The organism is Nonomuraea indica, from assembly GCF_002850745.1.
GTDB lineage: Bacteria > Actinomycetota > Actinomycetes > Streptosporangiales > Streptosporangiaceae > Nonomuraea > Nonomuraea indica.
This window is the reverse complement of record NZ_KZ559477.1, coordinates 58,069-71,859: the sequence shown is the minus strand read 5'-3', so window position 1 is coordinate 71,859 and position 13,791 is coordinate 58,069. Positions and strand designations below refer to the sequence as shown.

Below are 13,791 nucleotides of genomic sequence, written 5' to 3'. Positions count from 1 at the left end.
GGCGCGGACGGGGCCGCCCGTCACCCCGGCGGCCCGGGGCGTGCGCACCCAGACCGTGACCGGGGTGCCGGGCGACGGCGCCGGCTCCGAGACGTACAGGGCGGAACCGTCGTGGTGCGGCTCGTCGATGTGACGCAACGCATCTCCTCCCGGACGCGGGCGCGTCCGCTAACCCTTGACCGCCCCGGCCGTGAGGCCGGAGACGATGTACTTCTGCAGCCACAGGAAGACCCCCACGGTGGGGATCGCGGTGATGAGCGTGGCCGCGGCGAACATGCCGAAGTTGGCGTTGCGCTGGTCTCCGGCGATCATGCCGAACATGCCCACCGCGAGCGTCTTGCTCTCCGGGTCGCGCAGGAAGACGTTCGCCATGAGGAACTCGCTCATGAAGCCGATGAACGCCAGCAGCGCGGTGACCGCGAGGATGGGCGTGACGAGCGGCAGGATGATCCGCCAGAAGATCTGCGCGTGGGTGGCGCCGTCGACGGTGGCGGCCTCGTCGAGCTCCTTGGGCACGGTGTCGAGGAAGCCCTTCATCAGCCAGGTGTTCACGCCGAGCGCGCCGCCGAGGTAGAGCAGCAGCAGGCCCCACACGGTGTTGAAGCCGAACGGCGGGTACAGCTCGGTCACCCGGGTGAAGATGATGAAGATCGTCACGATGGCCAGGAACTGCGGGAACATCTGGATGAGCAGCAGCGCCAGCAGCCCGACCCGGCGGCCGCGGAACCTCATGCGGCTGAAGGCGTACGCGGCGAGCATCGACAGCAGCAGGCTGGCGAACGACGCGGTCAGCGCGATGAAGACGGAGTTGAAGAACCACCGGCCGAACGGGTGGGTCTCGGAGGCGAACAGGTCGGCGAAGTTGGCCAGGCTCGCCCCGGTGGGCAGCAGGTCGGTGGAGGCGAGCGTGCCCAGCGGGTTGATCGCCGCCGACACCACGAAGATGATCGGCACCAGCGCGAACGCGCACACGACGAGCACGAAGACGTGCCTCAGCGCGATCTTCACGCGTACACCTCCTCCTGCTTGCGGGTGCGCCGGAAGGCGACCGCGGAGATGACCGCGACGATGGCGAAGATGAACACCGAGATCGCGGCCGCGAAGCCGAACTGCGCCCCGCCGGCGCCGAACGCCAGCCTGAACGTGTAGGTGATGAGCAGGTCGGTCGCTCCGACCTGCGGGTTCTCGGCGGGGAACGGCCCGCCCTCGCTGGTGAGCGCGATCGCGTTGAAGTTGTTGAAGTTGAACGCGAACGACGAGATCAGCAGCGGTGTCAGCGCGACCAGCAGCAGCGGCATCGTCACCTTGCCGAACCCCTGCCAGGGCGTCGCCCCGTCGATGGAGGCGGCCTCGGTCAGCTCGCGCGGGATGGCCTGCAACGCGCCGGTGGTGACGAGGAACATGTACGGGAAGCCGAGCCACAGGTTGACCAGGATGACGGCGAACCGGGCGGTGACGGGGTCGCCCATCCAGTCGACCTCGAGGCCGAACAGCTGGTTGATCAGGCCGAAGTCGCGGTTGAACATGTCGCGCCAGACCAGCAGCATCGCGAAGGCCGGCATCGCGTACGGCAGGACCAGCACGATCCGGTACGCCCTGGTGCCGCGCATGCGGGGGTGGTGCAACGCCAGGGCGACGGCCACGCCGAGCGCGAAGGTGGTGGCGACGGAGGCGACGGCGAAGCCCAGGTTCCAGGCGAAGACGCCGAAGAAGTAGCCGCTGATGGTGGGGTTGGTCAGCACCCGGGTGAAGTTGTCCAGGCCGACGTTGACCTGCCAGCCCTGCGCGAGGTGCTCGCCCTTGGCGTTGACGAAGTAGCCCCGCGTCTCGTCGGCCGTCCAGGTGTCGCCCTCGCCCTTGACGCAGTCGCAGGCGGCGTCGTAGGTGAGGGCGGCGCGCCCCTCGACGGCGCGGCTCAGCCCGTTCGCCTTGATCAGGCCGCCGGGGGTGGGGACGGACAGCGCCGCGATGTCCTTGGCGCGGGCGGCGGCCTCGGGCGCCTTGAGCACGGTGTACCCGGGCGCCCGCACGACCTTGCCGGTGATGCCGACCTGGGCGCCGGTCACGGGGCTGAGGCCCTGTCCGGTGCCGGCCTGGACCTGCTTGGTCTTGGGGTCGACGAGCAGGAACACCAGGTTCCCGTCGCGGAGGGCGGCGGTCAGGGCGTACTCGGGCGAGCCCGGGGCCTGCCGTACGGAGCCGGTCTCGATGGCGGTGACGGCCGCCTGCTTGTCGCCGCGGTGCCCGTCGCCGAAGTTGGTGAACGCAGTGCTCACCGTGTAGAGGACGGGGAAGACCTGGAAGGCGATCAGGAAGACCGTGCCGGGGATCAGATACTTCGCCGGGACGAAGCGGCGGGTCAGGTAGAGGTAGCAGATGACCGCGCTCACCACGCCCAGCAGCGCCAAGGAGGCCCACGCCCCGGCCGCGACCAGCGGCGGCACGGCGTAGAGCAGGATCGCGCCGGCCACGGCCAGCACCGCGATCCTGCTCACCACGAAGCCCGTGGTGATCTCCCGGCGCGGGCGCGGCGCCTGCTCGGCCACCGCGCTCTCACGCACGTCTGCGACCATGACGTCAGTTCTTGAGCGAGCCGTCGATGGCCTTCTGGGCGGCCTCGGCGGCCTTGGCGGCGTCGCCGCCCTTGACGACGGCGGCCTCGGCGATGCCGAACGGCTCCCAGATCGCGGCCATCTCGGGGATGGCCGGCATCGGGAAGCCGTCCTTACCGGCGGCCATGAACTTGCCGGCGTCGGGGTCGGCCGCCTCGGCCTCGGTCAGCGCCGCGGTCAGCGCCGGCGGGCGCGGATCGGCCTCGTACAGGGCCTTGGCGACGTCCTTGTTCGTCACGTAGTTGGTGACGAACTCCTGGGCGAGGGTCTTGTTCTGGCCCTTGGCCGCGACGAAGAACGTCTGGACGCCGACGAAGGGGGTGGCGGGCTTGCCGTCCTTGAAAGGCGGGACGGGGGTGATGTCGTACCCGAAGCCGGCCTTCTTGACCTCGCCCATCGCCCACGGGCCGGAGACGAGGAAGGCGCACTTCTTCGAGGCGAAGCTCGGGATGTAGTTCTCGTTGGTGATGGAGGTCTTCAGGGCGGCCTCGCCCTTCTCACCGAGCGACTTCAGCTTCTCGAACGCCTTGACCGACTCGGGCGCGCCGACCAGGACCTTCTTGGGGTCGGGGTCGCCGGTGGAGGTGGCGCCGAACAGCGCGCCGCCGCCGGAGGCGAAGATCGGGTAGGAGTGGAAGGCGTCACCCTTCTGCCCGACCGGCAGGCAGAGCACCTCCTTGACCTTGCCGGCCTTCTTCAGCTCGGCGCCCTTGGCGACCAGGTCCTCGATGGTGGCGGGCGCGTCGGGGGCGAGGTCGGTGTTGCGGATGAGCGCGATGTTCTCCACGGCGTACGGGGCGCCGTACACCTGGCCGCCGAAGGTCACGGCCTTGAGCGCGATCTCGGAGAAGGCGGCCTTCTGCTCCTCGGTGAGGTTCACCGGGTCGATGGCGCCGTTCTGCACGAGGTTGCCGATCCAGTCGTGCGCGCCGATCATGATGTCCGGGCCGCTGCCCTGCTGGGAGGCGGTGAGGAAGGTCACCTGGTTGTCCTTGCTGATCTCCTTCACCTCGACCGTGACGCCGTTCTCGGTGCCGAACTGCTCGGTGAAGGGTTTGAGGGCCTTGACCCGGTTGGGGTCGGCCCAGATCACGAGCTTGCCTCCGCCCTGGCCGGCCGATGCGGTGGCACCGGTCGACGCGGTGGGCGCCGCCGAGGGGGCGGCGGACTGGCCGCCGCCACAGGCGGTGGCGGTGATGGCCAGGGTCGCGAGTGCGGCCACGCCCAGAGCTGGCTTGCGCATGAGACCTCCTGAGGTCACGGAGGGGGCGATGACATGCGCCATGCCACCGCCGGAAAGATCATTTGTGGCCGCGGTGCGGCTTGTGTGTCGGGGACGTTAGCGGCGTTTTGCAAGAATTGGAAGAACTTGCAAAAAGCGTTACCTGATCCAGACCTCCCAGGGGGCAGTCTTGACCCCGGCGCGTGGCGGTTGACCGGGCCGGGAAGCCGGGCTGTAAGTTTCCGCAACTTCCACTTGACCCGTTGCAAGCCCTCGGGCCATTCTGCACCAGACATCACGGACAGTTCGGGGGAAGGACGACCATGCTCGGTAACGACGACTGGTGGCGCGACGCCGTCGTGTACCAGGTGTATCCGCGGAGTTTCGCCGACGCCGACGGTGACGGCATGGGCGACCTGCCGGGAGTGCGGGAGCGCCTCGGCTACCTGAGCGCGCTCGGCGTGGACGCCCTCTGGCTCAGCCCGTTCTACACCTCACCACAGGCCGACGCCGGCTACGACGTGGCCGACTACCGCGACGTGGACCCCAGGTTCGGCACCCTGGCCGACTTCGACGCGCTGGTGGCCGACGCGCACGCGCTGGGCATCCGGGTCATCGTGGACCTCGTGCCCAACCACTCCTCCGACCGGCACCCGTGGTTCCAGGAGGCGCTGCGCGGCGAGAACCGCGACCGCTACATCTTCCGCGACCGCCCGAACGACTGGGAGTCCATCTTCGGCGGTCCCGCGTGGACGCAGGTCGAGGACGGGCAGTGGTACCTGCACCTGTTCGCACCCGAGCAGCCCGACCTCAACTGGGACAACCCGGAGGTGCGCGCGGAGTTCCGCGACATCCTGCGCTTCTGGCTGGACCGGGGCGTCGACGGCTTCCGGGTGGACGTGGCGCACGGCATGGTGAAGGCGGCCGGGCTGCCGGACGTCGGACCCAAGCAGGGCCGCCAGGCCGAGCTGCTCGGCGACGAGCGGGTGCCGTACTTCGACCAGGACGGCGTGCACGACATCTACCGCGAGTGGCGGCCCATCCTCGACTCCTACCCGGGCGGGCGGATGGCGGTGGCCGAGGCGTGGGTGTCGTCGCCCGAGCGGCTGGCCCGCTACGTGGGGCCGGACGAACTGCACCAGGCGTTCTCGTTCGACTTCATGATGGCCGACTTCCACGCCAAGTCCTTCCGCACGGTCATCGAGAAGGCCCTGGCCGAGGCCGAGCTGGTCGGGGCGCCCACCACCTGGGTGCTGTCCAACCACGACAAGCCGCGGCACGTCACCCGGCACGGCGGGCCGGCACGGGCCAGGGCCGCGACGCTGCTCATGCTGGCGCTGCCCGGCTGCGCCTATCTCTACAACGGCGAGGAGCTGGGCCTGCCGGAGGTGCTCGACCTGCCGGACGAGCTGCGCCAGGACCCGGCGTTCCGGCGCAGCGGCGAGAGCCGTGACGGCTGCCGCGTGCCGCTGCCCTGGACGAGCGAGCCGGGGTGCGGCTGGCGGGATCCGTGGCTGCCGATCCCCGACTCCTGGCGCGAGCTGTCGGCCGAGGCACAGGAGGCCGACCCGGGCTCCACGCTGAACCTCTACCGGGCCGCGCTGCGCCTGCGCAAGGAGCACCCCGCTCTCGGGGGCGGCGAGCTGGCCTGGATCGACTCGCCGAGGGACGTGCTGGCGCTGGAGCGCTCGCCGGGCCTGGCCGTGGTGCTCAACACCGGCGAGGAGCCGGTGGCCCTGGCGGAGCTGGACCACCGGCTGGCCGGGGGCGAGGTGCTGCTGTCCAGCGGCCCGCAGCGGGGCGACGGGACGGTCGCCCCCGACACCACGGTGTGGGTGCGGCTCTGACCGGCGGCCGCGGGCCGGGATGCAGAGCTTGACGCGAAATTTCCCATCACGGGACTTATCCGGGTAATCACGGACAGTAGCCTCGATGGGATGTTCCGGTCCTGGGCGGGTTCCCTCCGCGGCCGCGTCACCCTGATCACGACCCTGATCGCCGCGGTCGTCCTCATGCCGGTGGCGCTCATCGGCGTGGCCGCGGCCAGGTCGTGGATCAGGACCACGGTCGCCGCCGACACCCTGGCGAGCGCCGAGCGCGTCGTGACCGACGTACGGGCGGGCGACCTGCCGTCGGGCGCCTCCATCCCGATGCCCGACGCCTCGATCGAGCTGATCCAGGTCGTCGAACCCGGCGGGAACATCGTGGGCAGCAGCGACGGGGCCCGGAACCTGCCGCTGATCGGGAACGTGTGGCCCGGCCCGGACGACCCCGTCGTGACGTCCGAGAACTGCCTGCCCACGATGTGCGTGCACTTCACCGCCTGGCGGGTGTCGGCCGCCCCCGACTCCCGCGTCGTCTACACCGGCACCAGGACGCCGCGGATGCTGCGCTCCTACGTCCTGGAGTCCCTGGCCTTCACCGAGGTGGCGGTGGTCGTGGCGCTCACCGGCTGGGCGACATGGCTGATCATGGGCAAGGCCCTCCGGCCGGTCTCGGCGATGCGGGCCGAGCTGGAGGAGATCACCGCCAGCGACCTGAGCCGCCGGGTGACCCCGCCGGAGGGCGACGAGCTGGCGGGGCTCGCCGGATCCATCAACGGCACGCTGGCCCGGCTGGAACGCTCGGCCGACCAGCAGCGCCAGTTCGCCTCCGACGCCTCCCACGAGCTGCGCACCCCGGTCGCCGGGCTGCGCGCCCAGCTCGAGAGCGCGCAGCTCTACCCCGACGACACCGACCTCGGCTCGCTGGTGAAGAGCGCGCTGCGCGACACCGACCGGCTGCAGGCGATCATCACCGACCTCCTGCTGCTCGCGCGGATCGGCTCCCAGGTGGACACCTCCAAGGAGCGGCTGGACCTCGCCCAGCTCGTCCGCGAGGAGCTGTCGGTGCGCAAGGACCGGGTCCCGGTGCGGCTGGCGGTCGAGGAGCGCGTCGAGGTGGACGGCGTGCGGCTGCAGCTGGCCAGGGTGCTGACCAACCTGCTCGACAACGCCCAGCGGCACGCCGACCGGTACGTGCGCGTCTCGGTCGGCACGCACGACGGCATGGCCGTGCTCGCCGTGGAGAACGACGGCGCGGAGATCGCCGCCGAGGACCGCGAGCGCATCTTCGAGCGGTTCACCCGCCTGGACGCGGCGCGCAGCCGCGACGCGGGCGGCACCGGCCTGGGCCTGGCCATCGCGCGGGACGTGGCACTGGCGCACGGGGGCGAGATCTGCGCCGAGGAGTGCCGCGGCGGCGCGCGCTTCGTGCTCCGCTTGCCCGCTGTCTAGGCGTTATATGGGGAATCGGTAGCGTTCAGGCGGGCACGTCCGGGATCATGGCGGACATGATGGAACAAGCGCCGCATGGTGTCGATCCGCACATCCCCAACGCGGCGCGCATGTACGACTACTTCCTGGGCGGCAAGAACAATTTCCACGCCGACCGGGAGCTGGCCGAGCTGGTCCTCAGCGTGATGCCCGACGCGCGCGAGGGGACCCGGCAGAACCGCGAGCTGATCGGCCGGATCGTGCGCTACCTGTGCGAACAGGGCGTCACCCAGTTCCTCGACCTGGGCTCCGGCCTGCCGGCGCAGGAGAACGTGCACGAGGTCGCGCGCCGTCACGCACCGGGCGCCAAGGTGGTCTACGTCGACATCGACTCCGTGGTGGCCGCGCACGGGCGGGCCCTGCTGGCGGCCCCCGGGGTGGCCATGGTGGAGGCCGACGCGCGCCGGCCGGAGGAGGTCCTGGGCCATCCGCAGGTGCGGGCGCTGCTCGACTTCGACCGTCCGGTGGCCCTGCTGATGATGTTCTTCCTGCACCTGGTGCCCGACGAGGACGAGCCGCGGGCGTTCGTGGCCCGCTACCGCGAGGCGCTGGCGCCCGGCAGCTACCTGGCCCTGTCGCACGTCGGCAGCGACGTGGACGGCGAGCGCATCATGCGGGTCGCCGAGTTCTACAAGCAGGCCAACTCCCCGTTCTGCCCGCGCAGCGGCGCCGAGATCGCCGCCTTCTTCGGCGACTTCGAGCTCGTACCGCCCGGCCTGGCCACGGGGCTCGACCCGCAGATCGGGTGGCCGTTCGTCGATCCGGACGAGGTGCCGTTCATGAACGAGCACGTGGCGAGGATGGGGTACGCGGGCATCGGCCGCAAACCCGGCGCCTGACCCCGCCACGACGGGGCGCCGGCCCGGGTGACCGGGCCGGCGCCGCGCCGTGCCGAGGCGGCGGTCACACCGCCGGGGTCATCGTCCGCTCGGCCGCCGGCGCGGGCGGCTCCTGCGGCTCGGGCCGCGCGTGCTCCTCGTCGAGCAGGGTGGCCTCGTCGAACGGCGCGCGCCCGGCGAGCACCTCGAGCGCCCGCCCGCGGTCGAACTCTCCCGTCCAGGTGCCGACGAGGACGGTGGCGACGGCGTTGCCGGCGAAGTTCGTCAGCGCCCGCGCCTCGGACATGAAGCGGTCGATGCCGACGATGAGGCCGACGCCGTCCACCAGCTCGGGCCGGTGCGACTGCAGGCCGCCCGCCAGCGTGGCCAGGCCGGCGCCGGTCACGCCCGCCGCGCCCTTGGAGGCGATCATCATGAAGACGAGGAGCGACACCTGCTCGCCGAAGCCGAGCGGCGCGCCGGTGGCCGAGGCGACGAACAGCGTGGCCATGGTCAGGTAGATCGCGGTGCCGTCGAGGTTGAAGGAGTAGCCGGTCGGCACGGTGATGCCGACGACCGGCCGGCTGACGCCCAGGTGCTCCATCTTGGCGATGAGCCGGGGCAGCGCCGACTCCGAGGAGGACGTCGACAGGATGAGCAGGAACTCCCGGCCCAGGTAGCGCAGCAGCGTCCACAGGTTGATCCGGGCGACGATCCACAGCAGCGCGCCGAGCACGACGCCGACGAACAGCAGGCAGGTGAGGTAGAAGGCGGCCATGATGACCGCCAGGCTCTTGAGCGCGTCGAGGCCGGTGGCGCCGACGACCGCCGCGATCGCGCCGAACGCGCCCACTGGCGCCGCCCACATGATCATGGCGAGGATGCGGAACACCAGCCGCTGGATGTGCGCGATGCCGTCCAGGATCGGGGTGGCCCTGGCGCCCATGGCCTGCAGCGCGAAGCCGGCCAGCAGCGCCACCAGCAGCGTCTGCAGCACCTGGCCCTCGGTGAAGGCCGACACCAGCGTGGTCGGGATGATGCCGAGCAGGAAGTCCACCGTGCTCGTCGACTCGCCCTTGGCCGCCTCCGACGCCGCCGCCTCCCTGGCCTCGTTCGTCAGGTGCAGCCCGGTGCCGGGATCGATGAGGTTGCCCACCGCCAGGCCGATGACCAGCGCTACAGTCGACATGGCGATGAAGTAACCGAGTGCGAGCCCGCCCACCTTGCCGACCTTGGCGGCCTTGGTGACCGAGCCGACGCCCAGCACGATCGTGCAGAAGATGATCGGGCTGATCATCATCTTGATGAGGGCGACGAACCCGGTGCCGATGGGCTTGAGCTCCTTGCCGACGTCGGGCCAGACGAAGCCGACCAGGATGCCGGCAAGCACCGCCACGATGACGGCCAGGTACAGATATCGGGTGCGATCACGCATGGCGGGCTCTCCGAGCTTCGGCGATGGAAGTCCTCACCGCGTGACTATGCGGGGCGTGGTGACCGAGGTCACTATTGCGTAAGTTTCGTTCACGGAGAGGTCGGATGCGTCGTTGGAGTCTTGCGGGCCAGATGCTGGTCCTGCAGCTCGTCGTGGTCGCGGTGACCGTGACGGGCGGCGCCGCGCTGGTCTCGGTGCTGGCCCAGCAGGTGGTGACCACCGAGGCCGCCGCCAGGTCGAAGGCCGTGGCGCTCAGCGTCGCGGCCTCCCCGGACGTGCTGGCCGCGCTCGGCGAGCCGTCGCCCACCCGGCGCCTGCAGCCGTACGCCGAGCGGGTGCGCGCGGAGACCGGCGTCGACTTCGTCACCATCATGAAGCCCGACGGCACCCGTCACACCCACCCCAACCCGGCGGAGATCGGGCGCCGGTTCCTCGGGCACATCGAGGAGGCGGTGCGCGGGCGGGCGTTCACCGAGACCTACACCGGCACGCTCGGTCCGTCGGTGCGCGCCGTGGTGCCCGTGCACGGCCCCGACGGGTCCGTCGACGCCCTGGTCAGCGCCGGCATCAAGGTCGAGAAGGTGAGCGCCGCGCTGCGCGGCGTGCTCGGCTGGATGGCCGGCATCGTGGCGCTCGCCCTCGGTCTCGGCGCGGCCGGCACCTGGTTGGTGACGGCGCGGCTTCGGCGGCAGACGCACGGGCTCGGCCCGGTCGAACTGGGCCGCATCCACGAGCACCACGACGCGGTGCTGCACGCCGTCCGCGAGGGGCTGCTGCTGGTCGGCAGGGACGGCACGCTCACGTTGTGCAACGACGCCGCCCGCGCGCTGCTGGACCTGCCGGCCGACGCCGAGGGCCGGCACGTGGCGGACCTGGGCATGCCGGACGTGCTGGCCGGGCGCGAGGAGGAGAGCATCCATCTGGTGGGCGACCGGGTGCTCGCCGTCAACAGCGCCGCCAGCCGGCTCGGCACCGTGGTGACCGTACGCGACCACACCGAGCTGCAGACCCTCGCCGGGCAGCTCGACGCCGAGCGGGGTTTCGCCGAGTCGCTGCGGTCGGCGGCGCACGAGTCGGCCAACCGGCTGCACACGGTGGTCACGCTGGTGGAGCTGGGCCGCACCGAGGAGGCGGTGGCGTTCGGCACGGCGGAGCTGCGGGCGGCGCAGGAGCTGACCGACCGGGTGATGGGCTCGGTGCGCGAGCCGGTGCTCGCCGCGCTGCTGCTCGGCAAGAGCGCCGAGGCGGCCGAGCGCGGCGCCGAGCTGGTGATCAGCGAGGACAGCGAGCTGGACGACCTGGGCCTGGACACGCGCGACCTGGTGACGATCGTCGGCAACCTGATCGACAACGCCGTCGAGGCGGCCGGCCGGGTGGAGGTGCTGGTCCGCGGGGACGCCTCCGGGCTCGTCATCCGGGTGGCCGACGACGGGCCGGGCTTGACGGCGCCCGAGGCGTTCAGGAGAGGGTGGACCACCAAGGGTGACGGGCACGGGCTGGGGCTGGCGCTCGTCGGGCAGGCGGTGCGGCGGCTGGGAGGCACGATCGAGGTGGCCGGGTCGGTGTTCACGGTGCGGCTGCCGGCGCCGGAGCGAGTCTCATGATCTCCGTGCTGGTGGTCGAGGACGAGGAGATCACCGCCGAGGCCAACCGCATCTACGTCGAGCGGGTGCCGGGCTTCCGGGTGGCCGGGGTGGCCCGCTCCGGCGGCGAGGCGCTGCGGTTCCTGCGGAGCACGCCGGTGGACCTCATCCTGCTCGACCTCTACCTGCCCGACATGCACGGGCTGGAGGTGTGCCGGGCCGTGCGGGCGGGCGGGCTGCTGTGCGACGTGATCGCGATCACCTCCGCGCGCGACCTGGCCATGGTGCGCTCGGCGGTGTCGCTGGGCGTCTCGCAGTACCTGCTCAAGCCGTTCGCGTTCGCGGCGCTGCAGGAGAAGCTGACCCGCTACGCCCGCTTCCGCGGCGAGGCCGGCGAGATCGTCGGGCAGGGCGACGTGGACCGGTTCCTCGGCACCCTGCGCGGAACGACCGAGCTGCCCAAGGGCATGACGCAGGACACGCTGGACACGGTCGCGGCCGAGCTGCGCGCCCGGCCCGAGGGCGTCTCGGCGCAGGCCGTGGGCGCGGCGGCCGGGGTGTCGCGGGTGACGGCCAGGCGCTACCTGGAGTACCTGGTGGAGCTGGGTGCGGCGGTGCGGTTCCCCCAGTACGGCGGGGTGGGGCGGCCAGAACTGCTCTACCGGATGCCCACGGAAAGTTCAGGGCGCTGACGCTGGTCGTTCAATCCCGGCCTCTAGCTTCTGGGTGCAACCCGCGAAGCACTGAGGAGTCACGTTGCGCGTCCTGGCCGTAGTTCCCGCCCGCGGAGGTTCGGCGGGCGTCCCCCTGAAGAACCTCGCGAAGGTGGGCGGCGTCCCGCTGGTGGCCCGCGCGGTACGCGCCTGCCTGCGCGCCGACATCGTCGACACGGTCGTCGTCAGCACGGACCATGCCGGCATCGCCGAGGTGGCCCGGGAGGCCGGCGCGCTCGTCGTCGACCGTCCGGCGGAGCTGAGCGGCGCGACCGCCTCCAGCGAGTCGGCGGTGCTGCACGCCCTCGACGCGCTGGGCGCCGACCCCGAGGTGGTGGTGCTGGTGCAGTGCACGAGCGCGTTCATCGACCCGGCCGACCTGTCGGCGGCGGTGCGGAAGGTGCTCGACGGCGAGGCCGACTCGGTGGTGTCGGGGCTGCCGACGCACGAGTTCCTGTGGACCGCCGCGGGCGCCGGGGTCAACCACGACCCTGCGTTCCGGCCGCGCCGGCAGGACCGCGAGCCGCAGTTCCGCGAGAACGGCGCCTTCTACGCCATGCGCGCCTCGGGCCTGCGCGAGCACGGCCACCGCTTCTTCGGCACCGTCGCCGTGCAGCCGGTGCCGCCGCGGCACGCGATCGAGATCGACGAGCCGGAGGACCTGGAGCTGGTGCGCGCCCTCGCTCCGTTCGTGGACGCGCCGGAGCCGATCGACGTGGACGCGGTCATCACCGACTTCGACGGCGTGCACACCGACGACCGCGCCTACGTCGACTCCGAGGGCCGCGAGATGGTGCTGGTCAGCCGCTCCGACGGGATGGGCGTGGCGCTGCTGCGCAAGGCCGGGGTCAAGGTGCTGGTCATGTCGACCGAGCGCAACCCGGTCGTGGCCGCGCGGGCGCGCAAGCTGGGCGTGCCGGTCCTGCAGGGGCTGGCGGACAAGCGGACCGTGCTGCGCGACTGGCTGCGCATCGAGGGGCTCGACCCGGCGCGGGTGGCCTACGTGGGTAACGACGTGAACGACCTGGGCCCGATGGCCGAGGTCGGCTGGCCGGTGGCGGTGCCGGACGCGCACCCGCGGGTGCGGGCCGCGGCCCGTGCCGTGCTGACCCGTCCCGGCGGCGACGGCGCCGTGCGGGAGCTGTGCGACCGCGTGGTGGCGGCCCGCCCGGCACCCGCGCCGCAGCCGGAGGTCAGGGCGACGCCGCGGCTCGGGCCGGTGGCGATCGGCGACGTGCTGGTGGGCGACGGCGAGCCGGTGTACGTGATCGGCGAGATCGGCATCAACCACAACGGCGACCTCGACATCGCGCGCCGGCTGATCGACGTGGCGGCCGACGCCGGCTGCCAGGCGGTGAAGTTCCAGAAGCGCACCCCGGCCATCTGCGTGCCCGAGGAGCAGAAGGGGCAGCTCCGGCAGACGCCGTGGGGCGAGATGACGTACCTGGAGTACAAGGAGCGCACCGAGTTCGGCCGCGACGAGTACCGGCAGATCGCCAAGTACTGCGACGAGCGGGGCCTGCACTGGTTCGCCTCCCCGTGGGACGTGCCGTCGGTGGAGTTCCTGGAGGAGATGGACGTCGTGACGCACAAGGTGGCCTCGGCCAGCGTCGCCGACCACGAGCTGCTGCGCGCGCTGGCCGCCACCGGCAAGCCGGTGATCCTGTCCACCGGGATGTCCACGCTGTCGGAGATCGACCGGGCCGTGGAGATCCTCGGCACCGACAAGCTGGTCATGATGCACGCGACGTCCACGTACCCGCTGCCTCCGGAGGAGGCCAACCTCCGCACGATCACCACGCTCAAGGAGCGCTACGGCGTGCCGGTCGGCTACTCCGGTCACGAGCGCGGGCTGCAGATCTCGCTCGCGGCGGTGACGCTCGGCGCGGTCTGCGTGGAGCGGCACATCACGCTCGACCGGACCATGTGGGGCTCCGACCACGCCGCCTCGCTGGAGCCGTCCGGGCTGGAGCACCTGGTCCGCGACATCCGGATCATCGAGCAGGCCCTCGGCGACGGCGTCAAGCGCGTCTTCCCCGGCGAGGAGGCCCCCAAGGCCCGCCTGCGCCGCGTCACCGTCTGACCCGGGTTCCC

The 13,791-nt window shown here is 71.7% G+C and carries 10 protein-coding genes; 6 read left to right on the top strand and 4 right to left on the bottom strand.

Translation table 11 applies throughout. The annotated features are described in order from the left end of the window. Positions 1-168: 168 nt before the first annotated feature. Genes CXR44_RS27320 through CXR44_RS27310 form a run of 3 tightly spaced genes read right to left on the bottom strand, consistent with a single transcriptional unit; the run spans position 169 to position 3,855 of the window. Positions 169-1,008 (bottom strand): sugar ABC transporter permease, encoded by an 840-nt coding sequence (locus tag CXR44_RS27320; RefSeq protein WP_219602010.1) that lies wholly within the window; start codon positions 1,006-1,008, stop codon positions 169-171. Next, positions 1,005-2,573 (bottom strand): ABC transporter permease subunit, encoded by a 1,569-nt coding sequence (locus tag CXR44_RS27315; protein ID WP_101789004.1) that lies wholly within the window; start codon positions 2,571-2,573, stop codon positions 1,005-1,007. Before CXR44_RS27315 ends, CXR44_RS27320 begins: the two co-directional genes overlap by 4 nt. A gap of 4 nt (positions 2,574-2,577) precedes the next feature. Beyond that, positions 2,578-3,855 (bottom strand): sugar ABC transporter substrate-binding protein, encoded by a 1,278-nt coding sequence (locus CXR44_RS27310; protein ID WP_101789003.1) that lies wholly within the window; start codon positions 3,853-3,855, stop codon positions 2,578-2,580. Positions 3,856-4,157: 302 nt separating this feature from the next. On the opposite strand from CXR44_RS27310, the gene CXR44_RS27305 reads away from it, so the two are divergent. From CXR44_RS27305 to CXR44_RS27295, 3 genes are all read left to right on the top strand, one after another. Further along, positions 4,158-5,681 (top strand): glycoside hydrolase family 13 protein, encoded by a 1,524-nt coding sequence (locus CXR44_RS27305; RefSeq protein ID WP_101789002.1) that lies wholly within the window; start codon positions 4,158-4,160, stop codon positions 5,679-5,681. Between the two features lie 90 nt (positions 5,682-5,771). After that, on the top strand, positions 5,772-7,109 hold the full coding sequence (locus CXR44_RS27300; RefSeq protein WP_101789001.1) for a sensor histidine kinase: 1,338 nt from the start codon (positions 5,772-5,774) through the stop codon (positions 7,107-7,109). Between the two features lie 56 nt (positions 7,110-7,165). After that, positions 7,166-7,987, top strand: a complete 822-nt coding sequence (locus CXR44_RS27295; protein ID WP_101789117.1) for an SAM-dependent methyltransferase — start codon at positions 7,166-7,168, stop codon at positions 7,985-7,987. A 64-nt stretch (positions 7,988-8,051) separates the two neighbouring features. On the opposite strand, the gene CXR44_RS27290 is transcribed toward CXR44_RS27295, so the two are convergent. Next, entirely contained in the window at positions 8,052-9,401 is a 1,350-nt protein-coding gene (locus tag CXR44_RS27290) for a cation:dicarboxylate symporter family transporter (RefSeq protein WP_101789000.1), read from the bottom strand. Between the two features lie 104 nt (positions 9,402-9,505). On the opposite strand from CXR44_RS27290, the gene CXR44_RS27285 reads away from it, so the two are divergent. From CXR44_RS27285 to CXR44_RS27275, 3 genes are all read left to right on the top strand, one after another. Further along, the gene (locus CXR44_RS27285; RefSeq protein ID WP_101788999.1) at positions 9,506-11,005 is read left to right on the top strand and encodes a sensor histidine kinase; all 1,500 of its coding nucleotides are present in this window, start codon (positions 9,506-9,508) and stop codon (positions 11,003-11,005) included. Further along, complete coding sequence (locus CXR44_RS27280) at positions 11,002-11,676, top strand: response regulator (protein WP_101788998.1); 675 nt, start codon at positions 11,002-11,004, stop codon at positions 11,674-11,676. Before CXR44_RS27285 ends, CXR44_RS27280 begins: the two co-directional genes overlap by 4 nt. Before the next feature lie 64 nt (positions 11,677-11,740). Next, a complete protein-coding gene (locus CXR44_RS27275) occupies positions 11,741-13,780 on the top strand; it encodes an N-acetylneuraminate synthase family protein (protein ID WP_101788997.1) in 2,040 nt (679 codons plus the stop codon). The last annotated feature ends 11 nt before the right edge of the window (positions 13,781-13,791 follow it).

Excerpts from the sequence above, each read along its gene's own strand:
- CXR44_RS27300 (WP_101789001.1), top strand. The coding sequence starts at position 5,772 with ATGTTCCGGTCCTGGGCGGGTTCCCTCCGCGGCCGCGTCACCCTGATC.
- CXR44_RS27315 (WP_101789004.1), bottom strand. The coding sequence starts at position 2,573 with ATGGTCGCAGACGTGCGTGAGAGCGCGGTGGCCGAGCAGGCGCCGCGC.
- CXR44_RS27285 (WP_101788999.1), top strand. The coding sequence starts at position 9,506 with ATGCGTCGTTGGAGTCTTGCGGGCCAGATGCTGGTCCTGCAGCTCGTC.
- CXR44_RS27310 (WP_101789003.1), bottom strand. The coding sequence starts at position 3,855 with ATGCGCAAGCCAGCTCTGGGCGTGGCCGCACTCGCGACCCTGGCCATC.
- CXR44_RS27280 (WP_101788998.1), top strand. The coding sequence starts at position 11,002 with ATGATCTCCGTGCTGGTGGTCGAGGACGAGGAGATCACCGCCGAGGCC.
- CXR44_RS27295 (WP_101789117.1), top strand. The coding sequence starts at position 7,166 with ATGATGGAACAAGCGCCGCATGGTGTCGATCCGCACATCCCCAACGCG.
- CXR44_RS27290 (WP_101789000.1), bottom strand. The coding sequence starts at position 9,401 with ATGCGTGATCGCACCCGATATCTGTACCTGGCCGTCATCGTGGCGGTG.
- CXR44_RS27305 (WP_101789002.1), top strand. The coding sequence starts at position 4,158 with ATGCTCGGTAACGACGACTGGTGGCGCGACGCCGTCGTGTACCAGGTG.